A 26,373-nucleotide genomic window follows, 5' to 3' on the forward strand; every position below is an offset into this window, starting at 1 on the left:
CGCGACGGCGAGGTCAGCGATTGGACGCGGCGAGCGTCAGTTTGCCATTTGCGCCGATGCGCTTGGCGAGCGCGCCCCATTTGCGGAACAGAAGCTCCATGTCCCGCCGCAGCGGCAGGAAGGCCGCGTCGATATCGAGACCCCTCGCCACGCGCCCGGCGACGAAATTGGCGTGCGGCATGCCGAGGCACAGGCGCAGGACCGCGCGGCCCCCGATCGCCACGGGCTGGCCGACATGGCAGACGCGCGCCTGCTCGGGGATTTGAAGGACGCCCGCCGAGGCGCGGAGGGATTCACAAATGAGCCGCGCCTGAGCCGGATCGCCGCGATGCGTGACGATCGGAAAGATCGTCGCGGCCTTGCCGCCGAGCCGCCAGCATTCGGCGTCGAGAAAATCGAGATCGCCATTGCCGGCGACGCAACGGCGCGCCGACTCCGCGAAGAGCGCGGCGATCTCCTCGCGCAAAGGCGCGGGAATCGTCGCATAGGCCTCGATCTCGGCGAGCGCCGCCGTCCAGCGCAGCCCCATGCCGAGATTGGCGGGCGCGAAGCTCGCGGCCTCGAAGGCGGCGTCGAGGCCTTGCGGCCAGTCGCAGCGCGCCGCATAGGCGGCGAGGCCCGCCGGCAGGCTCATGCCGCGCAGCTTCCCCGCCTTGTCCGGCGGAATCAGCAGCGCGCCGCAGAAGGGCGGTCCGCCGGCGAATTTCGAGCCGGTGACCATGACCAGGAAGCCGTCGGCGAGATCGGCCCTGATCTGCTCGAAGGAACAGCGGAGCTGGCGCGCATCCACGAGAATCAGCGCCCGCCCGCCGGCGTTCGCCGAAATCTGGCGCGCAATGGCGCGGCTCGGGCCGCCGCGGCCGGTTGGGGACGAGTCGAGAAGATGCAGCAGCGCGGCGCGCCCGGTCCGCAAGGCGTCGGCGACGGCCATGCCCGCGGCGCGGTCGATCTCGGCCGCCGGACGCAGCCGCCCTTTGGCGTCGCGAATATCGACGCGGCGCATGGCCACGTCGTCCTTCTCCCAGCCCGCGAGCGGCGCGCCGCGCTCGACATGGGCCTCGAAGGCCGCCGTCGCGGCGAAATGGACGCCGCTCGAAGCGCGCGCGACGGCGCCGCCGGTCTCGTCCGGCGCGACGACGATATTGGCGATGGGGCGGTCGAACAGCGCCTTGGCGACCGCGAGCGCCGCGAATTCGGCTTCCGCGCCCGAGGCCGTGAGAACGGCTTCCACGCCCGGCGCGCCGAATTGCGCGACGATGCGGGCGCGAATGTCGTCGAACCACCGGGCGAGATCGGCGCCCTCCCGCGACAACGCGTCGAAGGCGTCGCGCGCTGCGGCGTAGCCGCGCTCGGTCACGGCGCCGGCCGTGGCGGACGAAAACCAGATCTCCTCCGGCGCGGGATGGATCGGCGCGCCGTAGCGGTTGCGGCGCGTGACGGGGTCCGGCCAGATGCGCTCGTCGCCGCCGGAAGCGAGCATCATATCGAGGCGCGAATGCGAGGAAGAAGCCTTCGACTTCGCGTCGTCGTCGGGCGCGGAGACGCTTGCGAAAGCCGGATCGGTTTGAAGTCGCTTCGCCGCGTCGCTCATCACCGCTCGTCGAATCAGGATCGCGTCATCTTCACGCGACGCCGATCATGTCCGCGAACCCTTAATAAAGGTTAAGGATGATGGCGGAAGCGGCCGCCATGCGTTCATCCCATGCGCGGGCGATGCTGGCGATCCCGCGCTTCCGCTTTCCTCAATGCGGATGCGGGTGCGGGCGATAAGGCCGGTGATAGCCCGGATAATAGGGGTTGAGATGCCGGCGCTCAACATAAGGGCAGGGATTGCGCCAATGCCGAACGCCTTTCGTGTGGTGCTGGGGCGAGGTCGTGACGAAGCAGCCATGGCGATGCGGATGATGGCCGTAATATCCTGGAAGCCCGTAATAGGGCTGCGCCGACGCGTCGCGGGCCGCGAGGAAGAAGAGCGCGATAATGGCGGGCGCGAGCAACGAAATGATGCGTCTCGGCATAGGCTTACCTTTCACGTGGGGATACTTGCGCGTCACGTAACGCGCCGCTTCCATTTCGGCACGAGCGTAGGCGCCGCGCGCTCGCGCCGAAGAGCGCCATAAGGACAAGGGAATGCGGGAATGGTGCGGGCGGCCGGAATCGAACCGGCACAGGCCTTGCGGCCCTACGGATTTTCTTACCCGCCACGGCTTTCGCCGCCTCGCTCGCGAGCGAGTTTGGGGTCTGGACTATCCCTTCGCCTTAGCGACTAAGCGCCTTAGGCGCCGCCCGTCTAGTCTCTACACCTTCCCGCGAAAAAGCGGGCTTGGCTCGGGATCGCCACTTTCGAGGTTTCCCCGACTTTGAGCGGTTCTACTCGCGCGGTTTCCCGCATGAGCACTCAAATTCCTTCAAGTCCGTTGCGTCTACCAGTTTCGCCACGCCCGCGAAGCATGGAGCGACCATGCGCGAGGATCTTATAGGGCGCGCCCGGCGACGGCGCCAAGCGCGTTTTTAGCCCCTCCGCGTCGTCCGCTGCGGCTTGCGGATCGGCGCCTGAAAGGAAAGGCCCGTATCCCAGGGAAAATAGATCCAGGTGTCCTGCGAGACCTCGGTGACGAAGGTGTCGACCATGGGCAGGCCCTGGGGCTTGGCGTAAACCGTGGCGAAATGGGCCTTGGGCAGCATTTCCCGCACGGCCTTGGCCGTCGCGCCCGTATCGACGAGATCGTCGATGATCAGCACTTCCTCGCTCGGCCGCGCCAGGATCGTATCGGTCAGCGGCTTCACGACCTCGACCGTGTCGCGCTCCATCTCCTCGTGATAGCTCACGACGCAAACCGTCTCGATCACGCGGATGCCCAGCTCGCGCGCCACGATGCCCGCCGGCACCAGGCCGCCGCGCGTCACGGCGACAATGGCCGAGAAGCCGCCGATCGTCGCGAGCCGCCAGGCGAGCGCGCGGGCGTCGCGGTGGAACATGTCCCAGGAGACGGGAAAGGTTTTGTCTGGGCCGCTCTGCATGTCGCCCTCCCCCATCTTTCTCATAAGATTTGCGCGGAGAGCGCGGCGAGAAGCGCGCGCACCGCCGCGCTTGCCGCCGCGAGGCTCGCCGCGTTCCGGCTGCGCAGCACGATCTGGTTGCGAATGCCGGCGGCCGAAAAATGCGGATAGGAACCGATGCTTACGCCGTCATGCGCGCGGGCGATTTCCTCGAGCTTCATCGCATAGCTTCCTTCCGGGATCGCGCCCGCCTCGATCGTTTCGACCTGAACCCGCGCGCCCGCTTTGAGTTGCGGCCCCACCGTGTCCATCATGGATTGCATGATGAGCGGCACGCCGGCCATGACGATCACATTGCCGATCCAGAAGCCCGGCGCGTTGGAGGCGCCGTTGCGCACCAGCGCCGCGCCCTCGGGGATGCGGGCCATGCGCCGGCGCGCGGGATTGAGCTCTTCTTCGGTGAAGCGCTCGCGCAGCATGGCGATGGCGCGCGGGTCCTCGCCGATCCCGACGCCGAAGGCCTTGGCGACAGCGTCGGCGGTGATGTCGTCATGCGTCGGGCCGATGCCGCCCGTGGTGAAGACGTAGGTATAGCGGGCGCGCAAGGCGTTCAGCGCCGCGACGATCTCTCCCTCGTCGTCCGGCACGATGCGCGCCTCGCGCAGGTCGACCCCGATTTCCGCGAGATAATTGGCGATGTAGCGCGTATTGGCGTCCTGCGTGCGCCCCGACAGGATCTCGTCGCCGATCACGAGAACCGCCGCCGTCGCCGGCCTTTCGCCCGTTCCGGGTTCTTCCATTCCGCCCGCCTCCCTGCCCGCGATTATGGCGGCTGCTCGGCCAAACGCCAGTCAGAAGTTCGCCGGTCCGCGAAAGCTTCCCCCAAGGACTTCCGGAAGCTTCCATTTCGGCCCCGACCGCAAGCCTTTGGGCGCCAAAGCCGTCTCACGTGAATTTGGGCCTCACGCCTGTCTGACGGCCCTCTCCTTGCCCGCGGCGCGGCTCCGGGCAAGGCCCGGCTCGGCGCGATCGACGAGGCCGGCAAGGCCATGGAGCAGCAAGAGGGCGACTCCGACATAGAGAATATCCAGGATGGGAGACGCCATCGTCGAATCCGAGAGGATCTGGCCCAACGCGCTGACCAGGCTGCCCGCACAGAAAACGGGCAGGGGATTGCGTCCCAAAAGGGCGAAGAAGTCGAAAAGCGTGGTGTCCCTCACGCGCCAATTCAGCCCGGAGAAATAAATCGTGTAGGCGAGCGCGACGAAATCGACGATCCGCGCGACGCCGAGCTGGCTCTTGTCCCAGTCGAGATAGCGCCCCGCCTCGTCGGCGAGGCCCGGCGCGAAGCCGAAGACGTTGGAGACGACGAGCCCGGATGCGACCGTGAAGACCTGTGAAAACCGCAGGGCGCCGAGATGGAAGGGCACGCCGTTCCCGCGAAGCGCCCCGCCGCAGAAAATGCCGAGCGCAAACATGAATTGCCAGGCGAAGGGATTGAAATACCAGCCGCCCGGCTCCGGCCAGGAAGGAAGGTTGACGCCCGCGAGCCGCGCCCCCGCATAAACGGCCGCCGACGCCGCCAGCATTGCGAGGCGGCGGCGCAGCCCGAGCGCGAGGAGCAGCGGCGCCAGAGCCATCAGCACGACATAGAGCGGCAGAATGTTGAAATAAGCGAGCTGGTGGCTCAACGCCAGAATGCCGAGAATTCCCCTGACAGGGTCGAGGAAGGGCGTGGCCCGCCCATATTCCGCGCCGAGCAGGTCGTTGGGACTGAATTCATTGGCGATCCAGAACAGGCCGAGCGCGACGGCCGTCAAGACGAGATGCGCGCCGTAAAGCTTCGCCGTCCGCCGCGCCAAAGCAGGCGCGGCGGCCGAGCCCCGCCGGAATTTCTCGCCATGGGCCAGATAGATCGAGACGCCGGAGAGGAAGACGAACAGCTCCGCCGAGTCCGAAAAGCCGAAATTGCGCGGCGTGATGGCGCCAAGGACGTTCCCGGGGATGTGATTGACGAGGATGGCGACGAGCGCCACGCCTCGCCAGAAGTCGATCGAATCGATACGTTTTTCCTGCAAGGCCGGCGTTCGCTCGATTTTCATTCCAGGGAGCGCACAGGCGGGCGCTCCGGTTGCCGCGATTCCCATTATACAAATCTTGCGCCGAAACGGCGACGCGGCCATTGGACGCCCCGTTCGCCGTCCTTGCTTTGGCCACGCAAATCACTACCTTGTCGATAAACCCGAAACCCCCGGAAACAGACGAGCGCGTATGACCTTCATCGAGTCCCATCTCGCCCCCGCCGGCCGCAAGAGCGGGCAGATCAAGCTGCATGGGCCGCAGGATTTCGAAGGCATGCGCAAGGCCGGCCGTCTCACGGCCGAGGCGCTCGACATGCTGGTCCCGCATGTGAAGCCGGGCGTCACCACGCAGCGTCTCGACGATCTGATCTTCGAATTCGCCATCGCCAACGGCGCCTATCCGGCGCCGCTCGACTATCGCGGCTATCGAAAGTCGATCTGCACCTCGATCAACCATGTCGTCTGCCACGGCGTGCCGGATTCGAAGCCGTTGCGGGACGGCGACATCGTCAATATCGACGTGACCTTCATCGTCGACGGCTGGCATGGCGACGCGAGCCGGATGTTCGCGGTCGGAGCCGCGCCCAGAAAGGCCCAGCGTCTCATCGACGTGACCTATGAGTCGCTTCTGCGCGGAATCGCAGTGGTGAAGCCCGGCGCCACCACCGGCGACATCGGCGCCGCGATCCAGCAATATGCCGAGAGCGAGCGCTGCTCCGTCGTGCGCGACTTCTGCGGACACGGCCTCGGCCGCGTCTTTCACGACGAGCCGAACATCCTGCATTACGGCGTGAAAGGCCAGGGCGTGGAGCTGCGCCCCGGCATGTTCTTCACCATCGAGCCCATGATCAATCTGGGCCGGCCGCAGGTGAAGATACTTTCGGACGGCTGGACGGCGGTGACGCGCGACCGCTCCCTCTCCGCGCAATTCGAGCATTCGATCGGCGTCACCGAAACGGGCGCCGAAGTTTTCACGGTCTCGCCCAAGGGCCTCGACAACCCGTCCGGCTCGGCCAGCGCGGCCGCATGACGCCGCCCAAGGGCGACGCGAAGCCCCTCGCGCCCGACGCCGAGCCGTCGGGCATGGAGGAGGCGCGGGTCCCGCATTATCACGGCCATCGCCAGCGGCTGCGCGAGCGCTTCATGGAAGCGGGCGAGAATGCGCTCGCCGATTACGAGCTGATGGAGCTGCTGCTGTTTCGAGTCATTCCGCGACGCGACGTGAAGCCGCTCGCAAAAGCGCTCGTCGAGCGCTTCGGCTCCTTTGCGGAAGCGCTCGCCGCGCGGCCCGAGCGGCTTCGCGACGTTCCGGGCGTGCCGGAAAGCGCCATCGTCGAATTCAAGGTCACGGAGGCGGCGGCGCGGCGGCTCGCGCGCGGCGCGCTGGAGAAGCGCAAGGTGCTCGCCTCCTTCTCCGCCGTGACGGATTATTGCCGCACCGCCATGGCCTACGCCGAGCGCGAGGAGTTCCGCATCCTTTTTCTCGACAAGCGCAATGCGCTGATCGCCGACGAGGTGCAGGGCGTCGGCACGGTCGACCATACGCCGGTCTATCCGCGCGAAGTGGTGCGCCGCGCGCTGGAGCTCGGCGCAAGCGCCCTGATCCTCGCCCACAACCACCCTTCCGGCGATCCGACGCCGTCCGCGGCCGACATCCGCATGACGAAGGACATCATCGCCATCGCGCAGCCCTTCGGCATCGCGGTGCATGACCATCTCATCGTCGGCCGCAACGGACAATCGAGCTTCAAGGGGCTGAAGCTGATATGAGGACCGTCATTGCGAGCGAAGCGAAGCAATCTGCGGACGCGCGACGGCTCCGGGACGCTTCGTCGCATTTTTCGAGGTCGGTTGTGCCCGATTGCGCCATATGCTCCGCGCAATGACGGAAGAGAACCGCTCGCCTTTCTCCTTCGTCACGCCCCTCATCATCGCCACCGCTTTGTTCATGGAGCAGCTCGACGGCACGGTGCTGGCCACCGCCCTGCCGGCCATGGCGGCCGATCTCCACGAAGACCCGATTGCGCTGAAACTCGCGCTGACATCCTACCTTCTCGCGCTCGCCGTCTTCATCCCGCTCTCCGGCTGGGCCGCCGACACATTCGGCGCGAGACGCGTTTTTCGCGCGGCGATCGGCGTCTTCACGGCCGGCTCCATTCTGTGCGGCTTTTCGAATGCGCTGCCCGCCATCGTCGCCGCCCGCGTGGTGCAGGGGCTCGGCGGCGCGATGATGGTGCCCGTCGGGCGGCTGGTTCTCCTGCGCACGGCGCCGCGCCACGAGCTGGTGCGCGCCATGGCCTGGCTGACCGTGCCGGCGCTGGTCGGCCCGCTGATCGGCCCGCCGCTCGGCGGCTTTCTCGCCACTTATTTCGACTGGCGCTACATCTTCTGGATCAATGTGCCGATCGGCCTGATCGGCGCCGCGTTGACGGCGCGCTTCATTCCCGACCTGCATGAAGAGAATGCGCCGCCGCTCGACATAAAGGGCGCGGCGCTGTCGGGGGTCGGCCTCTCCTTCATCGTCTTCGGCTTCACCATCCTGGGGCGCGGCTTCGCGCCGGCGCCGATCGTCGCTTCGATCATCGGGATCGGCGGCGCCGCGATCCTCGCTTATCTCGTCCATGCGCGGCGCGCGGAACATCCGATCATCGATCTCGCTTTGCTGCGCATCCCGACCTTTCGCGCGGCGATCTATGGCGGCTTTCTCTTTCGCATCGGGCTCGGCGCCGTGCCCTTCCTGCTGCCGCTGCTGCTGCAGGTCGGCTTCAATCTCAGCGCCTATGAATCGGGGCTCCTCACCTTCGTCGCGGCGGCGGGCGCCATGGTCATGAAGACGACGGCGCAGCCGATCCTGAAGCGCTTCGGCTTCCGCCGCGTGCTCGTCGCCAATGCGCTGATCTCCTCGGCCTTCCTGCTGATCAACGGCCATTTCACGCAGGAGACGCCGCATTGGCTCATCATGGGCGTGCTGCTTGTCGGCGGCTTCTTCCGGTCGCTGGAGTTCACGGCGCTCAACGCCATCTGCTACGCCGACATATCCAAGGAGGCGATGAGCGGCGCCACCAGCTTCGCGGCCGTGGGGCAGCAATTGTCGCTCTCCGCCGGCGTCGCCATCGGGGCCGCCGCCCTCGAAGCGGTGCGCGCGCTGCATGGCGGGGGCGCGTTGCGTCCGGAAGATTTCGCGCCCGCTTTCTATGTCGTGGCCGCCATCTCGGCGCTCTCGACAACGACCTTCCTGCGCCTCGCGCCCAATGCCGGCGACGAGCTGACCGGACGCGGCGCGAGGAAGCGCCACCCGGCCTAAGGTCGCGCCGGCGGATCGTCCCTTCGTCCGCGAAAGCCTGTCGCCAGCACATAGAGCTCCGCCGAATCCGCGCGGCTCGCGGCGGGCTTCACATGGCGCACAGTCGCGAAATCGCGCTTCAGGCGCGCGAGCAATTGCCCCTCGGTCCCGCCCTGCAGCACCTTCGCGACGAAGAAGCCGCCCGGCGCCAGCACGTCCATCGCGAAATCGGCGGCGAGCTCGGCGAGCGCGACGATGCGCAGATGGTCGGTCTGCTTATGGCCCGTGGCGTTCGCCGCCATGTCGGACATGACGCCGTCCGCCTCGCCCCCCAGCATGTTCTTGATGACGTCGGGCGCGTCCGCGTCGTTGAAGTCCTTCACCGCGAATGTGACGCCGGCGATGGGCTCCATGTCGAGCAGATCGACGCCGACGACTCTGCCCTTGCCGTCCTTCGCCTTCACGCGGTCGGCGGCGATTTGCGACCAGCCGCCCGGCGCGGCGCCGAGATCGACGATGCGGCCGCCCGGCTTGAGGAGATGGTGGCGATCGTCCATCTCGATGAGCTTATAGGCGGCGCGCGAGCGATAGCCCTCGCGCTTCGCGCGCGCGACATATGGATCGTTGAGCTGGCGCTCGAGCCAGAGCGTTGAGGACAGCGAGCGCTTGCGCGCGGTCTTCACCCGCGTCTTGAGCGAGCGGCCGCCCTCGCGGCCCGAGCCTGCCTTGCCTTCCGCCATCGCCGTTGCGCTCCGACTGTTCTTCCCGGCGCGAAGAGACCGGGAACTCGGCGCTCATACCACAGACAGGCGACACCCCGCCTAGGATTCCGCCCGGAAACGGGCTTTTCTAGCAGCCTACGTCCCCCGAATTGACGGCTTTTTTTTAGGACATGCAGTCTCCGCCGTCATTGCGAGGCGGCGCAGCCGCCGAAGCCATCCAGAGCCGCGCCCACGGCTCTGGATGGCTTCGCTTCGCTCGCAATGACGGCGGAAAACACAAGCAAAATGGCCAGCAATTCGAGTGACGGAAACCCCTAGACGAGCACCTTGTCGCGCGGGGCGAAGAGTCCGTCGGCGCCCGTCTCCATGACGATCTGGCGGTCGTGATAGTCATGGAGGGTCGAGCGATGGCCGATGGAGACGATGGTCGTCTGCGGCAGGCGCTCGCGCAGCATGCGGTAGATGTCTCCCTCGAGCTTCTCGTCGAGCGCCGAGGTCGCTTCGTCCAGGAACAGCCAGTCGGGTTTGGCGAGAAGCGCGCGGGCGATGGCGACGCGCTGCTGCTCGCCCCCCGAAAGACGCTGGCCCCAATTATTCTCCTCGTCGAGCCGTTCGACAAAAGGCGCGAGCCGCGCGGCGCGCAGCGCTTCCTCGATATCGGCGCGGGAATAATCGTCCACATTGCCCGGATAGACGACGGCCTGGGCGAGCGTTCCCATCGGAATATAGGGGCGCTGCGGCGCAAGCATGAGCGACGCGCCTTGCGGCAGGACGATATGGCCCGTCACATGCGGCCAGATGCCGGCGATGGCGCGGAAGAGCGTGGATTTGCCGGAGCCGGACGGCCCCGTCAGCAAGGCGGACTGGCCCGGCTCGAAGGCGAGCGCGTCCACATTCACGATGCGCCGGCCGTCCGGCAAGGAAAGGGCGACATCCCGCAAGGCCAGCGCGCGCGCGGCGGCGCGTGAAATTGCGCGCGCGCCCTGCTGCCGCGTTTGCGCGGCGTCGATCGCCCGGTCGAAGGAGCTCAGGCGGTCGAGCACCGCTTTGAAGCTCGCGAGGAAGGTGTAGTAGTTGATGAAGAAGGTCAGCGCGCCCTCGACGCGCCCAAAGGCGCCCGCGGTCTGCGACATCACGCCGAGCTGGATCTTGCCGGCGAAATAGAAGGGCGCCGTGATCAGATAGGGAATGATCGGCGAGATCTGGCCATAGGCCGCCGTGAACGCCATCAGCTCCTTGCGCTTGCGGACGATCGCCAGATAATTGGCGAAGACGCGCTGAAAGCGCCGCAGCAGCCAGCCCTGCTCCTCCTCTTCGCCCGCGAGCAAGGCGATCTGCTCGCTATATTCGCGCAGGCGCGCGAGCGAGAAGCGGAAATCCGCCTCGCGCTTCTGCTGCTCGAAGAAGAGTTTCGTCAGCGACCGGCCGATGAGATGCGTCACGATCGTGCCGAGCGAGGCGTAGATCAGCGCGACCCAGAACAGGAAGCCGGGAATATAGATATTCGTGCCCGGCAAGGCGTAATTGCCCGAAAGCTCCCACAGGACGAAGGAGAAGGAGACGAGCGAGCTCATCGTCGAGATCAGCAGGAGCGAATAGGAGTAGATGCCGTAGCCTTCCTCGCCGCCGTCGATGAAGCGGTTCACGTCCTCGGCGATGCGCTGGTCGGGATTGTCGGCGTCGCCGCCGGCGAGCGACATGCCGTAATGCGTATGCGATCCGAGCCAGCGCCGAACATAATGCTCGGTCAGCCAGCGGCGCCAGCGGATGATGAGCATCGACTTCAGCACATATTCGATCACCGCCGATGCGACGTAAATGAAGGCCCAGGGCGTGAAGACATAGAGAAGCTGGCGCCAGAACTCGGCCGCGTTCTTCTCCTGGATCGCGTTGAACCAGTCGCGGTTGAAGAAGGAGAGGCGCACGGAAATGCCGACCTGGCCCTGATTGATGAGAACCAGAACCACGATCATGGCGACGGCGATGGCGCTTTCATGCGCGGTGAAGCGCGGGAAAGGCCAGACCCGTCCTTCGCCGCGATCCGGCGCGTCGAAATAAAGGTCGGCGATCCGCGTCATCTCCTGCACGACGGCGATGCGGGAAACCGCGTAGACGACGATGGAGAAGACCGCGACGGTGACGGACATGCTTTCGGGCGGCGCGAAGCCTTCGAGCGCCTGCGGCCACAGCCCCTCCGCCTGCAGCAGCCGCGCGAAGCCGAAGACGATCGTCTCGGTCGAGAAGATCGCGGCGAAAATCTTCATGAAGCTCGACATGTCGGCGCCGCGCCAGGTGGTGGTGGCGCAGAGCGCCGAGGCGATGGCGAGAACGAACAGATCGGTATCCGCCTTATGCGCGCCGATCAGCGCGGCAAGGACGGCGAAGGCGGCGACGGCCGCGCTCAACTTTCGCATCTTTGGCCCTTTGAAGGATGGCGTCGCCCGCAATCGGACGCGGGCGCTAAAGCGCTCCCCTCACCTTTGCACGGCCGGCGCTTGCTTCTCAATCATCCTCTATCGGGATGACGGCGTCGCCGTTCACATGCGCAACGAGCACGGGAGACGCCTTGAAAGTGAGGACGCGACGCGGCGTAATTGTGGCTTCCACGCCGGTCTTGGGATTTCGGCCGATACGCTCGCGCTTGGCGCGGACGTTGAAGGTTCCAAATGAACGAAGCTTGACGGATTCGCCGCGCAGCAAAGCCTCGCTGATCTCGTCGAAGGTGGCGTCGAGAATCTTCCGGGCCTCCGCGCGCGACAAGGTCGGGCAGCAGCTATAAACGGCCTCCCGCAGAGCGGCGCGCGTCAACGTGTTTCCGGGCGCGTTTCTTCTTACCATGCGGGATGAACGCGGGCATGAATGTCTGTCGCGCGGGTGCTGATCGGCGTGAACACGTTATTCCCCGGACTCTCGAGTAACGCGACGAAACTGATTATTCTTCGCAAGCAAAACAGCTTACGCGAGCCATAGTACGCATAAATCATAGAGATGCAAGGCCGTGGCGCCGCTTCGCCATAATCCCGGCTTGCGGCGCCGCAGCAAGAGCGGCGTTCAAGGCGGCCGTCAGACCGCGAGTTTGACCTTATGCTCCGCGACCGGGATCATGGCGCGCACTTTTCGGATGCGGTCGACGTCCACATAGGACGACACGAGCCCCGGCCCGTCCGACGCCTTGGCGACGACATGGCCCCAGGGGTCGGCGATGAGCGAATTGCCGTATGTGAAGCGCGTCTCATGCCCCGCTTTATGGGCGCCGGTCTGCGCCGGCGCGCAGAGATAGGCCTGCATTTCGATGGCGCGGGCGCGGCACAGCACCTCCCAGTGATCCTTGCCCGTGACGAGGGTGAAGGCCGCCGGCAGCGCGACAATGTCGGCGCCCTTTTCGGCGAGCGCCTGGAAAAGATAGGAGAAGCGCAGATCGTAGCAGATGGCGCAGCCGACGGTGACGCCCTCGCAATCATAGGTCACCACCGCGTCGCCCGGCTTGAAGGCGGCGCTTTCGTGATATTTGGCGCCGTCGGGCGCCGTGATGTCGAACATGTGAATCTTGCGGTAGCGGGCCACTTCCTTGCCGTCGCGGTTGAAGGCGACGCTGGTGTTGTGCAGGCGCTCCTCGCCGGGGATCTTCTCGAGGATCGAGCCGGCATGGATGAAGACCTTGTGCTCGCGGGCGAGCGCGCGGCAGGTCTCATAGGCGCCGCCGCCCGGCAGCTCTTCGGCGGCGGCCATTTTCTCGGCGCGCGAGCCGCCGATGAAGTCGAAAACCTCCGGCAGGCAGATCCAATCCGGCTTTTCCTGGGAGACGGCCCGTTCGATCAAGGCTTTGGCGTTGGCGAGATTGGCGGCCTTGTCGCCGATCGAATTCATCTGAACCAGTGTGACCTTCATATCCGCTCTGCTGTTTGGTGGGGCCGCGCAGGCCATTCTATACAGTCGCGGCGAGCGGCGTAAGCCCTCCCGGTCGCGCCGCGATCGGAAGCGGAGTCGCCCCATCGCGGAAAGCGCGCCCATTCCAAAATCTGGAGCGCTGCTCTTGGCCGCGCGCGCCCGCCCTTATCGCGAGACGCCCGCGCGCAGGGCGGCGAGGCAGAAGTCGATCATCTGCGCGCTTGTGGGCTCCGGACGGTCGGCGCAATCCACCATCAGCCGCGGGTGGAAGAAGCGGATGAGCGCCGTGTGAACGAGCTTCGCGGCAAGCTGCGCGTCGCCTTTGGCGAATTCGCCGCTCTCCATGCCCGAGGCGATGACGGCCTGAACGATGGCGTCGATTCTGTCGACATGTTCGTCAATCGTGGGCCAGTGCTCGTCGAGCGCCGCCTCCACCATGTCGTGCATCTTCCGGTCGGCGAGATAGCGGTCGGCGTTCATCGTCTCATTGCAGAGCACGAGCGCGCGCAACCGGTCGGAAGCGGTCCCGGGTCCGGCGGCGACCCTCTGCGCCGCCGCCTCCACCTCGCCCATCAACTGCCGGGCCACGGCGATGTGGATTTCCGATTTCGAGCCGAAGAAGCGATATACATTGGCGGGCGACATGCGCAGGGCGCGCGCAATGTCGGCGACCGTCGTCTTCTGGAAGCCGATCTCGCGGAAGAGACGCTCCGCAGTGGCGACGATGCGGGCGCGCTGCGCGATCTCCCGCGCGCTCGCGCTCTCGGCGACGACGCTCATTCCGCGGCCTCCCCGGCGAGCCCCGCCATTTCGACATGTCCGGAGGCGGCCGCCGGCGTCCCTTCGTTCAGGCGCCGGCGGAACCAGGTCGCGTAAAGCGCGGGCAGGAAGAGCACGGTCAGGAAGGTCGCGACGAACAGCCCGCCCATGATGGTGAGCGCCATCGGCCCCCAGAAGGCGGAGCGCGACAGGGGCATCATGGCGAGAATGGCCGCCAGCGCCGTCAGCGCCACCGGCCGCACGCGCCGCACGGTCGCGCCGATAATGGCGTCGCGATAGCTGTCGCCCGTTTCGAGATCCTGCCGAACCTGGTCGACCAGAATGATCGAATTGCGCATATCCATGCCCGAAAGCGCGATAAGGCCCAGCAGCGCGACGAAGCCGAAAGGCGCATGCGCGACATTGAGCGCGAGAGAGGCGCCGATGAGGCCGAGCGGCGCGCTCACCATGACGAGCGCGACGCGCGTGAAGTCCTGAAGCTGGAACATCGCGATCGTCAGCATGACGAGGCCGACCAGCGGGAAGACGGCGAAGATCGAGTTGTTGCCCTTCGCCGATTCCTCGATCGCCCCGCCCATCTCGATGCGATAGCCGGCCGGCAGCCGCTCACGAATTTCGGCGAGCTTGGGCCAGAGCCGCGTCGAGACGTCCGGCGCCTGCACGCCGTCGATCACGCCGGCGCGCACCGTGATCGTCATGTCGCGGTTGCGCCGCCAGAAGATCGGCTCCTCATGCTCGTAGGAAATCTTGGCGACCTGAGACACCGTCACCGGCTTGCCGTCCCGCGAATAGACGACGATGTCGCCCAGCCGCCCCAGATCGCCACGCTCGCCCGGCGCGGCGCGCGCGACGACGTCGATCTGGTCGATGCCGTCGCGCAGCGTCGTGACCGTCACGCCGGAGATCGCCATGCGCAGGCGGTTGGAGACATCCTGCGGCGTCACGCCGAGGAGCCGCGCGCGATCCTGGTCGATGACGAGGCGCACGCTCGGCGTCTGCTCGTTCCAGGAGAGATGCGGGTCGTCGACGCCGTCATCCGTCGCCATCACGTCGCGGACGCGATAGGCGATCTCCCGCACCTTCTGCGGATCGTCGCCGATGACGCGGAACTGCACCGCGAAGCCGACCGGCGGCCCGTAGGAGAAACGGTCGACGCGCGCGCGGGCCTGCGGCACGGCGCCATTGGCGAAGGCCGCCTCGAGCTTCTTCTTGAGCCGCTCGCGCGCCGCGACGTCCTTCGAGACGACGACGATCTCGGAATAGGCCTCGTTCGGCAATTGCGGATTGAGCCCCAGCCAGAAGCGCGGCGGCCCCTGCCCCACATAGGTCGTGTAGAAGGCGGCGTCGGGATCGTCCTTGATCAGCGCTTCCGCCTGCTTGGCGGCCTCGAGCGACGCGCCGATGGCCGAGCCCTCCGGCAGGCGCAGTTGGAGGAAGAGCTCGAGCCGCTCGGCGTAAGGGAAGAACTGCTTCTGGACGACGACCATGCCGAGAATGGCGAGCAGGAAAACGCCGACGACCGAACCGATGACGAGCAGCCGGTTGTCCACGGCCCAGGCGATCACCGTCCGAAGCCGCCTGTAGAAGGGCGTGCGATAGATTTCCTCCGGATCGTGACGCGCGCGCAGCTTGCCGAAATCCGGCAGAAGCTTCACGCCGAGGAAGGGCGTGAACATCACGGCCACGAACCAGGACGCGATGAGGGCGACGAGCAGCACCCAGAACATGGAGCCCGTATATTCGCCGACAGCCGAGTTCGCGAAGCCCACCGGCAGGAAGCCGGCCGCCGTGATCAGCGTGCCGGAGAGCATGGGAAAGGCGGTCGAATCCCAGGCGAAGGTCGCCGCTTTGATGCGGTCGTAGCCCTGCTCCATCTTCACCATCATCATCTCGACCGCGATGATGGCGTCGTCGACGAGGAGGCCGAGCGCGATGATGAGCGCGCCGAGCGAAATGCGCTGCAGATCGACGCCCATCAGATTCATGAAGATGAAGACGAAGGCGAGAACGAGCGGGACCGACAGCGCGACGACGATCCCGGTGCGGAAGCCCAGCGACACGAAGCTGACGCCCAGCACGATGATGAGCGCCTCGATGAAGGAGCGCGTGAATTCGCCCACCGCCTCCTCGACGACCTTCGGCTGGTCGGCGATCTGGTCGATGTCGATCCCGACCGGCGTCTTGGCGCGGATTTCCTCGACGGCCGCGCCGACCGACTTGCCGAAGTCGAAGACGTTCCCGCCCTTGGCCATGACGGCGCCGACGACCAAAGCGGGCTGACCCTTGTAGCGGATCAGGAAGACGGGCGGGTCCTCGAATCCGGCATAGACATTGGCGATGTCGCCGAGCCGGATCACCTTGCCGTTGGCCGGCACCGGGATCGAGGCGATGGCGTCGGCGCCCTTCAATTCCTCCGTCACCTGGATGCGAATGCGGTTGGACGACGTTTCGAAAACGCCGGCGTCGTTGACGGCGTTCTGCTTGGCGAGCGAATCGAAGATGGCCTGCGGCTCGATCCCGAGATTGGCGAGCTTCGCTTCGCTGAACTCGACATAGATGCGGCGCATCTGCTCGCCATAGACGTCGACCTTCACGACGTCGGGCGACTCGATGAGACGCTGGCGCAGCGCCTCGACGACCTTGTCCAGGAGATTGTAATCCGCGCCGTCGCCGGTGACGGCGTACATCACCCCATCCACGTCGCCATATTCGTCATTGATCTGCGGACCCCGCACGCCCGCGGGCAAGTCGCTCTTGATGTCGTTCAGCTTCTTGCGGAGCTGATAGAAGAGCTGGGGAATTTCCCGGGGCGGCGTATTGTCTCTGAAGGTGACCTGCATCGCCAGGAAGCCCGGCTTGGTGTAGGTCTCGATCTTGTCGAGATAGGGCAGCGTCTGGAGCTTCTTCTCGTAGAGATCGGCGACCTGGTCGCGCATTTCGCTCGCGGTCGCCCCCGGCCAGACGGCCGTGACATTCGCCACCTTGATCGTGAAGGACGGATCTTCCGCGCGCCCCAGCCGCAGATAGGACCAGCCGCCGGCGACGCCGATCGCGAGCATCAGGAACAGCATCAGCGCTGGCCGCGACACCGCCCATCTCGAGAGATTGAAGCCCATGGACATCCTCTATCGGGCGAAACGCAAGGCGACGGGGGCGACCCGCTCCGCGGGAAGCATGCGGCCCATCGGCGCGCCCGCCTTCGCGATCAATTTCATTTCATGCTCCTCTAGCCCTTGCGCAGGGCGACGGATCAGGCGATCACCCTTTTTTCATCACGCGCACCTTGCGCCCGGCCTCGAGCTTGTGGACGCCGAGGACGACGATCTGGTCCGCGGTCGAAAGCCCGGAGACGAGCGCCGCGTCCGAATCGTAGCGGACGAGTTTGACCGGAGCGAGCTGCAGGCGCCCGTCGGCGTCGACTTTCCAGACCGCCGGACCGCTTCCCTGGTTGAAAAGGGCCGAAAGCGGCACGCTCATCACCGGCTGGGCGCCCGGCCCGGCGATGCTCAGCGTGGCGCTCATGCCCAGGGCGATCGCCGAATCGGGGTCGAGGATCGAATAGCGCGCGGCGAAAGTGCGCGTCGCGGGGTCGGCGGACGGGCTCAGCTCCCTGAGCCTGGCCTGATAGGTCTTCGCCTTGTTCGACCAGAGCGTCAGCGTCGCGGCGCCCTTGTCGGCGAGCGGCGTGAAATCCTCGGGCAGCGCCACCGCCGCCTCCAGCTCGCCGGAATGGGCGAGGCGGATCGCGGTCTGGCCGGCGGCGACGACCTGGCCCGGCTCGACGAGCGTCTGGGTGACGACGCCGTCGCCATCCGCCCGGAGCGTCGCGTAATCGAGAGAATTGCGCGCCATCTCGAGCGCGCGCTCGGCCCGCTGCTGCCGGCCGCGCGCCTCCTGGGCCGCGGCCTTGATGCGGTCGAGCGTGGCGTCGGTCGTCCAGCCGTTCTTGCGCAAGGCGAGCGCCCGCTTCTCGTCGCCCTGCGTCTGGGCCATCGCCATTTTCGCGGCCGACAGTTCGGCCTCCGCCTGCTCCTTCTGGAGCTTGAGGTCGTTTTCGTCGAGCGCCGCGAGCGGGTCGCCGGCCTTCACCTTCTGGCCGGTCTGGACGAAGCGCTTCACGACCTTGCCGGCGACGCGAAAGCCGATATCCGATTCGACGCGGGGCCGGATGGTCGCGGCGAATTCGCGCGGCTGGGACTGCGCCGCGAGCCGGGGCTGGGAGACGAGAACCGGCCGGTCGAGCGTGGCGTCGCCCGTCTGGTCCTGCTGCTTCTTGCCGCAGCCGCCCAGCGGCAGCGCGGCCGCCAAAATGCATATCACGAGCAACGAATTGAAAGTCTTGGTCATCGGGCCGTTCGGCGCCTCCGCGCCCCTCGGGGCGTGACGTGTGACGATTTTCAATATTTATCAGTCGTCATCCGCGGTCAAGGCCCGGCGCGAATCGTCGCTGGAGCCCTACCAGCAGTTGGAGACCGAAACGTTACGGCGCTTGTGGCAAATGATTCCTTCTTCTATATGCGGCCTGCCCTTGCGGCAGGCTGGGGCAAACACAATCTTGGGGAACGAAAGCGCCTTTGGATCGCGCGGCGGGCTCATGGCGAGCCGCCGTCCTGGGGCGTCGATAGGACCGCTTCGGGGTCCGGATTCGAAAGCGAAAGGAAACGCATATGGCCAAAATTATCGGCATCGACCTCGGCACGACCAATTCCTGCGTGGCCGTCATGGAAGGGTCGAGCCCGAAAGTTATTGAAAACGCCGAAGGCGCGCGCACCACGCCTTCGATCGTCGCCTTCACGGATGACGGCGAGCGCCTCGTGGGCCAGCCGGCGAAGCGGCAGGCGGTGACGAACCCCGACAAGACCTTCTTCGCCATCAAGCGCCTGATCGGCCGCACCTTCGAAGATCCGATGACCAAGAAGGACATCGGCCTCGTCCCCTACAAGATCGTCAAGGCCAATAACGGCGACGCCTGGGTGGAAGCCGCCGGCAAGCAATATTCGCCCTCGCAGATCTCGGCCTTCATCCTCCAGAAGATGAAGGAGACGGCGGAAGCCTATCTCGGCCAGACCGTCACGCAGGCGGTCATCACGGTTCCGGCCTATTTCAACGACGCCCAGCGTCAGGCGACCAAGGACGCCGGCAAGATCGCGGGCCTCGAAGTCCTGCGCATCATCAACGAGCCGACCGCCGCCGCGCTCGCCTATGGCCTCGACAAGAAGCAGTCCGGCACGATCGCGGTCTACGACCTCGGCGGCGGCACTTTCGACGTCTCGATTCTCGAGATCGGCGACGGCGTCTTCGAGGTGAAGTCGACGAATGGCGACACCTTCCTCGGCGGCGAGGACTTCGACAACCGCGTCGTCGAATATCTCGCGGGCGAGTTCAAGAAGGAGCAGGGCATCGACCTGACGAAGGACAAGCTCGCCCTCCAGCGCCTGAAGGAGGCGGCGGAGAAGGCGAAGATCGAACTGTCCTCCGCGACGCAGACCGAGATCAACCTGCCCTACATCACCGCCGACGCCACGGGTCCGAAGCATCTGACCCTGAAGCTGACGCGCGCCAAGTTCGAGGCCCTGGTCGACGATCTGATCCAGCGCACCGTCGAGCCATGCCGCAAGGCGCTCAAGGACGCCGGGCTCACGGCGGCGGAGATCGGCGAGGTGGTGCTGGTCGGCGGCATGACCCGCATGCCGAAGGTGCAGGAGGTCGTGAAGCAGTTCTTCGGCAAGGAGCCCCATAAGGGCGTCAACCCGGACGAGGTCGTCGCCATCGGCGCGGCGGTCCAGGCGGGCGTTCTGCAGGGCGACGTGAAGGACGTGCTGCTGCTCGACGTGACCCCGCTGTCGCTCGGCATCGAGACGCTCGGCGGCGTGTTCACGCGCCTGATCGACCGCAACACGACGATCCCGACCAAGAAGAGCCAGGTCTTCTCGACCGCGGAAGACAATCAGCAGGCCGTGACCATCCGCGTCTTCCAGGGCGAGCGCGAAATGGCTCAGGACAACAAGCTGCTCGGCCAGTTCGACCTGATGGGCATTCCGCCGGCCCCGCGCGGCATGCCGCAGATCGAGGTGACATTCGACATCGACGCGAACGGCATCGTGAACGTCACGGCGAAGGACAAGGCCACCAACAAGGAGCAGCAGATCCGCATCCAGGCCTCGGGCGGCCTCTCGGACGCCGACATCGAGAAGATGGTCAAGGACGCTGAGCTGCACGCGGCCGAGGACAAGGCGAGGCGCGAGCTGGTCGACGCCAGGAACCATGCGGAGGCCTCGATCCACTCGGCCGAGAAGGCCGTGGCGGATTACGGCGACAAGGTCTCGGGCGCCGACAAGAGCGCGATCGAAGCGGCCATCGCGTCGCTGAAGACCGCGATCGAAGGCGATAATGTCGAGACCATCAAGGCCAGGACCAACGAGCTGGCTCAGGCCTCGATGAAGCTCGGCGAGGCGATGTACAAGGCCCAGCAGGCCGACGCGTCGAGCGCCGGCGCGGCCGAGGCCCCGAAGGACGACGTGATCGACGCCGAGTTCAAGGATGTCGGCGACGACAAGAAGTAAGCGCGGGCTGGCCTTGAGCGGCCGGATGCGTTAGCCAACGGAAGCCCGGCGTGACGAACGCCGGGTTTCGTCGTACCGGGCGCTTTCCCTCTCCCGCTCGCGGGAGAGGGTGGCCCTCGCTTTAGCGAGGGTCGGGTGAGGGCCCTCATCCGTCGCGCATTCGCGCGACACCTTCTCCTGCAAGCGGGAGAAGGAGGGAACGGCAGGCATTCCGATACAGACCATGTCCAAACGCGATTACTACGAAGTCCTCGGCGTCAGCCGCGCCGTCACGGAAACGGAGCTGAAGATCGCCTTCCGAAAGATGGCGATGCAGTGCCATCCCGACCGCCATCCCGGCGACGCGGAGGCGGAGGCGCGTTTCAAGGAGCTGAACGAAGCCTATCAGTGCCTCTGCGATCCGCAGAAGCGCGCCGCCTATGACCGCCTCGGCCACGCCGCTTTCGAGCAGGGCGGCATGGGCGGCTTCTCCTCCACGGAGGGCTTCGGCGCCTCCATGGCGGACATTTTTGAGGATCTTTTCGGTGACGTCATGGGCCGGCGCGGCCGCTCGGGCGGGCGCGAGCGCGGCTCGGACCTGCGCTACAATATGGAGATCACGCTGGAGGAGGCCTATCACGGCAAGACGGCGTCGCTGAAAATTCCGACCTCCGCGACCTGCGACGCCTGTTCCGGCACGGGCGCCAAGAAGGGCTCCAAGCCCAAGACCTGCACGACCTGCGCCGGCCATGGCCGCGTGCGCGCGCAGCAGGGCTTCTTCGCCATAGAGCGCACCTGCCCCTCTTGTCAGGGGCGCGGCGAGATGATCGACAATCCCTGCCCTTCCTGCTCGGGCTCGGGCCGCAAGACGGTGGAGCGGTCGCTCTCGGTCAATGTGCCGCCGGGAGTCGAGGACGGCACGCGCATCCGTCTCGCGGGCGAAGGAGAGGCCGGCGTGCGCGGCGGGCCGCCGGGCGATCTCTACATCTTCCTTTCCGTGAAGCCGCATCCCTTCTTCCAGCGCGATGGGGCGGACCTTTACTGCCGGGTGCCGATCTCCATGGTCCGCGCCGCATTGGGCGGCGAAATCCGGGTCCATGCGCTCGACGGCTCCGAGATCAAGCTGAAGGTTCCCGAAGGTTCGCAATCCGGCAAGCAGCTCAAGGCCAAGGCCAAGGGCATGCCGGTGCTCCGCGGCCGCGACCATGGCGACCTGCATGTGCAGCTCTCCGTCGAGACGCCGCAGAAGCTCACCAAGCGCCAAAGGGAACTGCTGGCGGAGTTCGAGAAGGAATCCTCGCACGAGACGCATCCCGAGGAGCACGGGTTTTTCGCCCGGATGAAGGATTTGTTCGGGGGCTAGCGCCGTCTCCTCTCCCCCCGCAAGCGGGGCGATGGAGGCGGGCTCATCCCCTCTCCCCGCGAAAGCGGGGAGAGGGTCAGGGTGAGGGGCGAAGCGTCCGCGACATAGATGCGAGATCCATTACGGGGCCGCGGCTCGAGTTCGTCGGGGCGGCCTCGCCCCTCACCCCAACCCTCTCCCCGCAAGCCTACCGCATTCACACATCTTGGTTGCATGTGGCCTGGGCGTCTGATTCCATTTGAAGGAATCGGAGGGACGGACGGACGCTGGGTCGCTTTGGCGACGCGCGACTGGAAAAAGGGGGCCTTTCTGCTTTCCCGGCTGGTGGCGGAGGGCGGCGGGGGCATACGCATTCGTCGGCTCGGCGGCGACCGGGCCGGTGAGATTAAGATCACGCGCTTTCTTCGCAATCGGGCGGTGACCGGCGCGGAGATGTTCGCCACGGCGGCCGCGCGCGCGTCGGCGCGTTGCGCCGGGCGCGCGGTCCTGGCGATACAGGACACGACGGTCGTCAAGTCCGGGGGCGGCGGCGGGCTCTATCTGCATCCGACCCTCGTCGTCGACGCCGAGGACGGTTCGATCGTGGGTCTGGCGCACGCGCAGTTCCTTGAACGCGCGACGGGACGCAAGGCGGATCGGCGTCAGCGGCCGATCGAGGACAAGGAAAGCCGGCGCTGGCTGGAGGGCGCGGCGGCGGCGAAAGTTTGCGCTTCGGCGCGCGAGGTCACGGTCGTGGCCGATCGCGAGAGCGATATTTATTCCGCCTTCGCGCGGCGCCCGCCGGGAGTTCACCTCCTCGTGCGCGCCGCGCAGGACCGCGCGCTGGAGGATGGCGAGCGACTGTTTGCGCGCCTGGATGCGCTGGAGGAGGCCGGGCGGGCGACGCTGTCGCTTCCGGCGAGGCCCGGACGGCCGGCGCGCGAAGCGACACTGGCCGTCCGGCATGGGCGCTTTGATCTCGCGCGGCCCCGGAACGGCGCGGCCCAGAACGACCCCTCGACGATCGCGGTCCATCTCGTCGACGTGCGCGAGATCGACCCGCCCCCAGGCGAAAACGTCCATTGGCGTCTGATCACGACGCGCCCCGTCGACCGCCTCGCGCAAGCGCTCGAGGTCGTCGATCTGTATCGACGCCGTTGGGCGATCGAGCAGTTGTTCCGCACGATGAAGACCGGCGGCTTCGACATCGAGGCCGTGCGGATGGAAGACGACGCGCCGCGCCAGACCCTGGCGGCCGCGACGTTGATCGCGGCCGTGACGATCCAACAACTCGTCCACGCCCGGGACGGCGGCGACCCGCAACGTCTGCGCCCGCTCCTCGACGCCTTCGAGCCCAAGGACCAACCGCTGCTGGAAGCCTATTGCGCCACCCTCGAAGGCAAGACGCAGCGTCAGAAGAACCCACATCCGCGAGGGTCCCTGGCCTATGCGTCCTGGGTGCTCGCCCGCCTCGGCGGCTGGACCGGCTATTACGGAAAACCCGGCCCCGTCGTCATGCTCGCCGGATGGCTCAAATTCCAGCACGGAAAATACGCCATCGCCGTCACCCAACCAACGCCGCCGCTAACCAACACAGATGTGTGAATCTGCTAGCCGCGAGCGGGGAGAGGGGGCGGGGTCCGAGCGTCATCTTGTCTCACGCGCGACGCCATCCAACGCAGAAACCGCCTCGTCCGTCAGATCGAGTTCGGCGGCGGAGAGATTCTCCCGCAGATGGGCGACAGACGAGGTGCCGGGGATCAACAGGATATTGGGTGCGCGGCGCAGCAGCCATGCAAGGGCGACCTGCATCGGCGTGGCGCCGAGGCCTTGCGCGATACTGGATAGCGCAGAGGATTGGAGCGGAGCGAACCCGCCAAGCGGAAAAAATGGCGTATAGGCGACGCCGTCGCGGGCAAGGCGGTCGATCAAAGCGTCGTCGGCCCGGTGCGCCAGATTGTAGTGATTCTGCACGCAGACGATTTCGCAGATGCGACGTCCTTCCGCGATCTGCGCGGGCGTGACGTTGCTGACGCCGATATGGCGGATAAGGCCCCGCCGCTGAAGCTCGGCCAGAATAGTCAACGGCGCCTCGATGGAGCCTTCGGCGGGTCCGTGAACGCTGAACATGGCGCGGAAATTGACCACGTCGAGCGCGTCCAGGCCGAGGTTGCGCAAATTGTCATGCACGGCCTGAACGAGCTCCTCGCGCGAGAAGGCGGGAATCCACGATCCGTCTTCGCCGCGCCGGGCGCCGACCTTGGTGACAATGACGAGATCGTCCGGATAGGGATGCAACGCCTCGCGAATCAGCCGGTTGGCGACATGCGGGCCGTAGAAATCGGCGGTGTCTATATGGTTCACCCCGGAAGCGACGGCCTCCCGCAACACGGTTATCGCCGCGTCGCGGTCCCTGGGCGGTCCGAAGGCGCCGGGCCCCGCGAGCTGCATGGCGCCGTAGCCAAGCCGTCTTACAATGCGGTTGCCGAGGACGAACGCGTCGGTCATCGTCGTGATCCTTGTTTCATGTCTCGCGACGAAGATATGAAGGACCCCTCATTTTTGGAATTCGCATTGCATGCGCGCCGTCGCCCAGGGCTTAAGGCCTAGAAAATCCCCGGTTCAGGCCCGCTCCGCAGCCGTTGTCGAGGCGCTGCGCATTGCAGCCATTCAGGTTTTGACCCAGGAAGGCTTGAGCCGCTGCACGACGACCCGCATCGCCGAGCGCGCGGGCGTGTCCGTCGGCAGTCTCTATCAATATTATCCAAACCGCGACGCGCTGCTCGCCGCCGTCCTGGAAAACCATCTGGACGGCGTTGCCGGCGCCGTGGACCGCGCCTGCCACGCGCATCGGGGCAAGCCGGTTTCCCAGATGGCCGCCGCCCTCGTCACCGCCTTTCTGGCCGCGAAGCTGCGCGATCCCGAGGAATCGAAGGCGCTTTATGCGGTTGCTGAAGAGCGGGGCGGCGCCGAGTTGGCCGCCCGCATGCGCATGCGCATCTTGGCGGCGATCGCGGCGATGCTCGCGAGCGCGCCCGACGCCCGTTTCGACGATCCGGCCATGACGAGCGCGGTCGCGTTCAGCGCCCTTGTCGGGTCCGTGCGAACCCTGCTCGAAGGGCAGGCTTCGGCCGAATTTGAAGCGCGCCTGGAAAAACAGCTTATCCTGCTTCTGACGGCGTATCTCGAAGCGGCCCGGCGCCCGGCAAGCCGGCGGAACGGGGCGCGGTAAAACACGCATCGCCTCGCCCCGCGTTGTCTTTATCGCACGCCTCCCCTATTCTCGCGCCCACGGCCCCGGCAGCGGGGCCGTTTGCGCGCAACAGGCCGACAGAAGCCAATCCGGGGAAGCCGCCCTTGCAAAACGCCAAAAGCTCGCTTGCCGACAGCGCCCGCTTCATCAAGCAATGGATCGAGAATCCGCGGCTCATCGGCGCGGTGCAGCCCTCCGGCCCGGCTCTCGCCAAATGCATGGCCGGCTTCGTGGACCTTTCCCGCGAGGGGCAGATCGTCGAGCTCGGACCCGGCACCGGCCCGGTGACCAAGGCGCTGCTCGCCCGGGGCGTTCCGGCGGGGCGTCTGGTGCTCGTCGAATATGAGGCCCGCTTCTGCCACATGCTCGCCGAGCGCTACCCGGGCATAAAAATCGTGCAGGGCGACGCCTATGGTCTCAAGAAGACGCTCGACGGAAAGATCGACGGACAAGTGGCGACGGTCGTCTCCAGCCTGCCGCTGCTGGTGCGCCCCGAGCGCGACCGCGTCGAGCTGCTCCATCAGGCCTTCGAATTGATGGGCGAGAACGGGCTCTTCATCCAATTCACCTACGGCCTCGCCAAGTCCCCCATGCCGCTGCACGCCCATGGCGTCTCGGGCGCCTATACGGGCAAGGGCTCCGCGCCGATCCTCATGAACATCCCGCCGGCGCGGGTCTGGCGCTACCGCAAGGCCGGCCATGGCGGGAAACCGTGAAGCGGCCATATTGTCATTTCCGGCGCCGGGAATGACGGCGGAGCCTATGGATGACCGATAAGGCCAGAGATCGCCTCATTGTCGCTCTCGATGTCGAAACCGTTGAGGCGGCGCGCGCGCTCGTCGCGGCGCTGGGCGACGCCGTCTCCTTCTACAAGATCGGCATGGAGCTCGCCTATGGCGGCGGTCTCGAGCTGGCGCGCGAGCTGAAGGGCGAGGGCAAGCGCGTCTTCATCGATCTCAAGCTCCACGACATCGGCGCGACCGTCGAACGGGCGACGCGCCAGATCGCGCGCCTGGGGCTCGATTTCCTCACCATCCACGCCTATCCCCAGACCATGGCGGCGGCGCGCGCGGGCGCGGGCGACCTCAGGCTCCTCGCCGTGACGGTCATGACCTCCTATGACGACGCCGACCTCGAGGCGGCGGGCTACGCCTATGGCGTCGCCGAACTCGTCGCCCGCCGCGCCGCTCAGGCCAAGGCGGCGGGGATCGACGGGCTTATCCTCTCGCCGCTGGAGCTTTCGACGATCCGTCCCCTCGTCGGCCCGGACATTCTGCTCGTCACCCCCGGCGTGCGGCCGGCCGGCGCCGACGCCGGCGACCAGAAGCGCTTCATGACCCCGGCGCAGGCTATTGCGGCCACCGCGGACCATCTCGTCGTCGGCCGGCCCATCACCCGCGCGGCCGCCCCGCGCGCGGCGGCCGAGCGAATCGTCGCCGAAATCGCAAGCGCGCAGGTCGCGGCGCCCCCGGCCGCCTAGCG

The 26,373-nt window shown here is 66.5% G+C and carries 22 protein-coding genes; 9 read left to right on the forward strand and 13 right to left on the reverse strand.

Annotated elements, in window-relative coordinates:
* Window positions 1-13: 13 nt before the first annotated feature.
* The 5 genes from ACV7JP_RS07210 to ACV7JP_RS07230 form a co-directional block, all read right to left on the reverse strand.
* Complete coding sequence (locus ACV7JP_RS07210; RefSeq protein ID WP_457798546.1) at window positions 14-1,591, reverse strand: hypothetical protein; 1,578 nt, start codon at window positions 1,589-1,591, stop codon at window positions 14-16.
* Window positions 1,592-1,742: 151 nt separating this feature from the next.
* Window positions 1,743-2,018, reverse strand: a complete 276-nt coding sequence (locus ACV7JP_RS07215) for a hypothetical protein (RefSeq protein WP_457798547.1) — start codon at window positions 2,016-2,018, stop codon at window positions 1,743-1,745.
* Window positions 2,019-2,511: 493 nt separating this feature from the next.
* Window positions 2,512-3,021, reverse strand: coding sequence for a xanthine phosphoribosyltransferase (gene gpt, locus ACV7JP_RS07220; RefSeq protein WP_457798548.1), 510 nt, complete (start codon window positions 3,019-3,021; stop codon window positions 2,512-2,514).
* A gap of 20 nt (window positions 3,022-3,041) precedes the next feature.
* Entirely contained in the window at window positions 3,042-3,800 is a 759-nt protein-coding gene (locus tag ACV7JP_RS07225) for a competence/damage-inducible protein A (protein ID WP_457798549.1), read from the reverse strand.
* A 162-nt stretch (window positions 3,801-3,962) separates the two neighbouring features.
* Entirely contained in the window at window positions 3,963-5,102 is a 1,140-nt protein-coding gene (locus ACV7JP_RS07230; RefSeq protein WP_457798550.1) for an OpgC family protein, read from the reverse strand.
* A gap of 169 nt (window positions 5,103-5,271) precedes the next feature.
* On the opposite strand from ACV7JP_RS07230, the gene map reads away from it, so the two are divergent.
* The 3 genes from map to ACV7JP_RS07245 all read left to right on the forward strand — a co-directional run bounded on the left by map (window position 5,272) and on the right by ACV7JP_RS07245 (window position 8,385).
* On the forward strand, window positions 5,272-6,111 hold the full coding sequence (gene map / locus ACV7JP_RS07235; protein WP_457798551.1) for a type I methionyl aminopeptidase: 840 nt from the start codon (window positions 5,272-5,274) through the stop codon (window positions 6,109-6,111).
* Window positions 6,108-6,851 carry a RadC family protein gene (gene radC / locus ACV7JP_RS07240; protein WP_457798552.1) on the forward strand — a complete coding sequence of 248 codons (744 nt, stop codon included), beginning with the start codon at window positions 6,108-6,110 and terminating at the stop codon, window positions 6,849-6,851. The genes map and radC overlap by 4 nt, the downstream gene beginning before the upstream one ends.
* A 112-nt stretch (window positions 6,852-6,963) precedes the next feature.
* Complete coding sequence (locus ACV7JP_RS07245; protein WP_457798553.1) at window positions 6,964-8,385, forward strand: MFS transporter; 1,422 nt, start codon at window positions 6,964-6,966, stop codon at window positions 8,383-8,385.
* On the opposite strand, the gene ACV7JP_RS07250 is transcribed toward ACV7JP_RS07245, so the two are convergent.
* The 7 genes from ACV7JP_RS07250 to ACV7JP_RS07280 all read right to left on the reverse strand — a co-directional run bounded on the left by ACV7JP_RS07250 (window position 8,382) and on the right by ACV7JP_RS07280 (window position 18,101).
* Window positions 8,382-9,104, reverse strand: coding sequence for an RlmE family RNA methyltransferase (locus tag ACV7JP_RS07250; protein WP_457798554.1), 723 nt, complete (start codon window positions 9,102-9,104; stop codon window positions 8,382-8,384). The two genes, ACV7JP_RS07245 and ACV7JP_RS07250, sit on opposite strands and share 4 nt — an antisense overlap.
* A 296-nt stretch (window positions 9,105-9,400) precedes the next feature.
* Complete coding sequence (locus tag ACV7JP_RS07255; protein WP_457798555.1) at window positions 9,401-11,500, reverse strand: ABC transporter ATP-binding protein/permease; 2,100 nt, start codon at window positions 11,498-11,500, stop codon at window positions 9,401-9,403.
* An 88-nt stretch (window positions 11,501-11,588) separates the two neighbouring features.
* Window positions 11,589-11,924, reverse strand: a complete 336-nt coding sequence (locus ACV7JP_RS07260; RefSeq protein WP_457798556.1) for an integration host factor subunit alpha — start codon at window positions 11,922-11,924, stop codon at window positions 11,589-11,591.
* 225 nt (window positions 11,925-12,149) lie between these two features.
* On the reverse strand, window positions 12,150-12,974 hold the full coding sequence (locus ACV7JP_RS07265) for a carbon-nitrogen hydrolase family protein (RefSeq protein ID WP_457798557.1): 825 nt from the start codon (window positions 12,972-12,974) through the stop codon (window positions 12,150-12,152).
* Window positions 12,975-13,139: 165 nt separating this feature from the next.
* On the reverse strand, window positions 13,140-13,754 hold the full coding sequence (locus tag ACV7JP_RS07270) for a TetR/AcrR family transcriptional regulator (RefSeq protein WP_457798558.1): 615 nt from the start codon (window positions 13,752-13,754) through the stop codon (window positions 13,140-13,142).
* Window positions 13,751-16,870 (reverse strand): efflux RND transporter permease subunit, encoded by a 3,120-nt coding sequence (locus tag ACV7JP_RS07275; protein WP_457798559.1) that lies wholly within the window; start codon window positions 16,868-16,870, stop codon window positions 13,751-13,753. The genes ACV7JP_RS07270 and ACV7JP_RS07275 overlap by 4 nt, the downstream gene beginning before the upstream one ends.
* A gap of 142 nt (window positions 16,871-17,012) precedes the next feature.
* Window positions 17,013-18,101 (reverse strand): efflux RND transporter periplasmic adaptor subunit, encoded by a 1,089-nt coding sequence (locus ACV7JP_RS07280; protein ID WP_457798560.1) that lies wholly within the window; start codon window positions 18,099-18,101, stop codon window positions 17,013-17,015.
* A gap of 320 nt (window positions 18,102-18,421) precedes the next feature.
* Between ACV7JP_RS07280 and dnaK the strand changes: the two genes are divergently transcribed.
* The 3 genes from dnaK to ACV7JP_RS07295 all read left to right on the forward strand — a co-directional run bounded on the left by dnaK (window position 18,422) and on the right by ACV7JP_RS07295 (window position 23,243).
* Window positions 18,422-20,317, forward strand: a complete 1,896-nt coding sequence (gene dnaK / locus ACV7JP_RS07285; protein WP_457798561.1) for a molecular chaperone DnaK — start codon at window positions 18,422-18,424, stop codon at window positions 20,315-20,317.
* Window positions 20,318-20,540: 223 nt separating this feature from the next.
* Complete coding sequence (dnaJ, locus tag ACV7JP_RS07290) at window positions 20,541-21,659, forward strand: molecular chaperone DnaJ (protein WP_457798562.1); 1,119 nt, start codon at window positions 20,541-20,543, stop codon at window positions 21,657-21,659.
* 276 nt (window positions 21,660-21,935) lie between these two features.
* Complete coding sequence (locus ACV7JP_RS07295) at window positions 21,936-23,243, forward strand: IS4 family transposase (protein ID WP_457798563.1); 1,308 nt, start codon at window positions 21,936-21,938, stop codon at window positions 23,241-23,243.
* Window positions 23,244-23,285: 42 nt separating this feature from the next.
* Here the strand turns inward: ACV7JP_RS07295 and ACV7JP_RS07300 are convergent, their stop codons facing one another.
* The gene (locus ACV7JP_RS07300) at window positions 23,286-24,146 is read right to left on the reverse strand and encodes an aldo/keto reductase family oxidoreductase (RefSeq protein ID WP_457798564.1); all 861 of its coding nucleotides are present in this window, start codon (window positions 24,144-24,146) and stop codon (window positions 23,286-23,288) included.
* Window positions 24,147-24,216: 70 nt separating this feature from the next.
* On the opposite strand from ACV7JP_RS07300, the gene ACV7JP_RS07305 reads away from it, so the two are divergent.
* The 3 genes from ACV7JP_RS07305 to pyrF all read left to right on the forward strand — a co-directional run bounded on the left by ACV7JP_RS07305 (window position 24,217) and on the right by pyrF (window position 26,371).
* Complete coding sequence (locus tag ACV7JP_RS07305) at window positions 24,217-24,870, forward strand: TetR/AcrR family transcriptional regulator (RefSeq protein ID WP_457798565.1); 654 nt, start codon at window positions 24,217-24,219, stop codon at window positions 24,868-24,870.
* 125 nt (window positions 24,871-24,995) lie between these two features.
* On the forward strand, window positions 24,996-25,607 hold the full coding sequence (locus ACV7JP_RS07310; RefSeq protein WP_457798566.1) for a class I SAM-dependent methyltransferase: 612 nt from the start codon (window positions 24,996-24,998) through the stop codon (window positions 25,605-25,607).
* Between the two features lie 50 nt (window positions 25,608-25,657).
* Window positions 25,658-26,371: an orotidine-5'-phosphate decarboxylase gene (gene pyrF / locus ACV7JP_RS07315; RefSeq protein WP_457798567.1), complete on the forward strand. Its 714-nt coding sequence runs from the start codon at window positions 25,658-25,660 to the stop codon at window positions 26,369-26,371.
* Window positions 26,372-26,373: the final 2 nt, after the last annotated feature.

It is taken from the genome of Methylocystis sp. S23 (assembly GCF_054106005.1).

What these genes read in the sequence shown, in the direction of transcription:
- ACV7JP_RS07210 (WP_457798546.1), bottom strand. Translation starts at nt 1,591, where the DNA reads ATGAGCGACGCGGCGAAGCGACTTCAAACCGATCCGGCTTTCGCAAGC.
- ACV7JP_RS07215 (WP_457798547.1), bottom strand. Translation starts at nt 2,018, where the DNA reads ATGCCGAGACGCATCATTTCGTTGCTCGCGCCCGCCATTATCGCGCTC.
- gpt (WP_457798548.1), bottom strand. Translation starts at nt 3,021, where the DNA reads ATGCAGAGCGGCCCAGACAAAACCTTTCCCGTCTCCTGGGACATGTTC.
- ACV7JP_RS07225 (WP_457798549.1), bottom strand. Translation starts at nt 3,800, where the DNA reads ATGGAAGAACCCGGAACGGGCGAAAGGCCGGCGACGGCGGCGGTTCTC.
- ACV7JP_RS07230 (WP_457798550.1), bottom strand. Translation starts at nt 5,102, where the DNA reads ATGAAAATCGAGCGAACGCCGGCCTTGCAGGAAAAACGTATCGATTCG.
- map (WP_457798551.1), top strand. Translation starts at nt 5,272, where the DNA reads ATGACCTTCATCGAGTCCCATCTCGCCCCCGCCGGCCGCAAGAGCGGG.
- radC (WP_457798552.1), top strand. Translation starts at nt 6,108, where the DNA reads ATGACGCCGCCCAAGGGCGACGCGAAGCCCCTCGCGCCCGACGCCGAG.
- ACV7JP_RS07245 (WP_457798553.1), top strand. Translation starts at nt 6,964, where the DNA reads ATGACGGAAGAGAACCGCTCGCCTTTCTCCTTCGTCACGCCCCTCATC.
- ACV7JP_RS07250 (WP_457798554.1), bottom strand. Translation starts at nt 9,104, where the DNA reads ATGGCGGAAGGCAAGGCAGGCTCGGGCCGCGAGGGCGGCCGCTCGCTC.
- ACV7JP_RS07255 (WP_457798555.1), bottom strand. Translation starts at nt 11,500, where the DNA reads ATGCGAAAGTTGAGCGCGGCCGTCGCCGCCTTCGCCGTCCTTGCCGCG.
- ACV7JP_RS07260 (WP_457798556.1), bottom strand. Translation starts at nt 11,924, where the DNA reads ATGGTAAGAAGAAACGCGCCCGGAAACACGTTGACGCGCGCCGCTCTG.
- ACV7JP_RS07265 (WP_457798557.1), bottom strand. Translation starts at nt 12,974, where the DNA reads ATGAAGGTCACACTGGTTCAGATGAATTCGATCGGCGACAAGGCCGCC.
- ACV7JP_RS07270 (WP_457798558.1), bottom strand. Translation starts at nt 13,754, where the DNA reads ATGAGCGTCGTCGCCGAGAGCGCGAGCGCGCGGGAGATCGCGCAGCGC.
- ACV7JP_RS07275 (WP_457798559.1), bottom strand. Translation starts at nt 16,870, where the DNA reads ATGGGCTTCAATCTCTCGAGATGGGCGGTGTCGCGGCCAGCGCTGATG.
- ACV7JP_RS07280 (WP_457798560.1), bottom strand. Translation starts at nt 18,101, where the DNA reads ATGACCAAGACTTTCAATTCGTTGCTCGTGATATGCATTTTGGCGGCC.
- dnaK (WP_457798561.1), top strand. Translation starts at nt 18,422, where the DNA reads ATGGCCAAAATTATCGGCATCGACCTCGGCACGACCAATTCCTGCGTG.
- dnaJ (WP_457798562.1), top strand. Translation starts at nt 20,541, where the DNA reads ATGTCCAAACGCGATTACTACGAAGTCCTCGGCGTCAGCCGCGCCGTC.
- ACV7JP_RS07300 (WP_457798564.1), bottom strand. Translation starts at nt 24,146, where the DNA reads ATGACCGACGCGTTCGTCCTCGGCAACCGCATTGTAAGACGGCTTGGC.
- ACV7JP_RS07305 (WP_457798565.1), top strand. Translation starts at nt 24,217, where the DNA reads ATGCGCGCCGTCGCCCAGGGCTTAAGGCCTAGAAAATCCCCGGTTCAG.
- pyrF (WP_457798567.1), top strand. Translation starts at nt 25,658, where the DNA reads ATGACCGATAAGGCCAGAGATCGCCTCATTGTCGCTCTCGATGTCGAA.